The sequence below is a fragment of the Oleiphilus sp. HI0061 genome (genome assembly GCF_001635675.1).
Genome location: NZ_LWFE01001381.1, coordinates 1 through 1,050, shown reverse-complemented (window position 1 = coordinate 1,050; position 1,050 = coordinate 1). Strand labels below are relative to the sequence as shown.

General features: G+C 46.2%; 1 protein-coding gene. It reads left to right on the top strand.

Going from position 1 to position 1,050, the window contains the following annotated elements:
* Positions 1 to 314 precede the first annotated feature (314 nt).
* Positions 315 to 1,050: prephenate dehydratase domain-containing protein (locus tag A3735_RS21735; RefSeq protein ID WP_068638626.1), on the top strand; the 736-nt coding region annotated here is incomplete at its 3' end.

The following is a 1,050-nucleotide window of genomic DNA, read 5'->3' as shown; positions in this document are numbered from 1 at the left end:
CGACACGCGTCATTCAGTTTATCTAGATAGAACAAATAATCGTCATTTTGATGAAAAATCGCTTCACGGTTATTACCTCTAATAATCACGCGCTGCGGATGGCCTGGAATCACAAACCGGGGTAATCTCGCCATATTGACCTCCCTGTCTTCTGGCGTTGAACACTAAATCTACACTAACTTTTCAGCAGCTTCTTTTCAACGGAGTCAGACTCGATTGGTTTTCAATCGAGTCTGACTCCGTTGAAAAAGATACACTAGCTCTGATTATTCTTTATAATCCCAGCATTCGAATTTATACAAGCAGTTATTACCATGAACACTCCTACACAGATTACTGTTGCTTATCAGGGAATTGAGGGTGCTTATTCGCACTTGGCCTGTAAGAAGGTCTTTCCTGATCATCGTGCCCTCGCTTGCGAGAACTTTCAAAGCGCTATTCAGCTGGTGGAACAAGGCCAGGCTGACTATGCGATGATCCCGCTTGAGAATTCGACCGCCGGGCGTGTTGAGGAGATTTATCGTTTATTACCCAATACGCATTTGAGCATTATTGCCGAGCACTTTGAGCCGGTGAATCATTGCTTGCTTGCCCTACCCGGAACTCAACTTGAGGCGATTAAGACAGTGTCTTCTCATCCTCAAGCTTTGGCGCAGTGCTTTCATCGTTTGGAAGCTTTAAAGATCACCCCTTTAGTGGCGATGGATACGGCTTTGTCTGCTAAGGACTTGGCGTCTAAGAAAGATGCGCAATCGGTTTACGGTAGCCATGGCGCGATAGCTTCTACTTTGGCGGCAGAGCTGTATGGGCTAGATGTGATCGCAGAGAGCTTTCAGGATGTGGGCGGCAACACGACGCGCTTTATTGTTTTGGCTAAGCAAGCTATTGATGCCGACTATGATCCGAAGCAGCATTATATTTCGAGCTTGTTGTTTTCGGTCAGAAATATACCGGCGGCTTTGTATAAGGCTCTCGGTGGTTTTGCCACCAACGGTGTCAATATGATCAAGCTTGAGAGCTATATGGATAGTGGAACCATGGAAGCGAGTC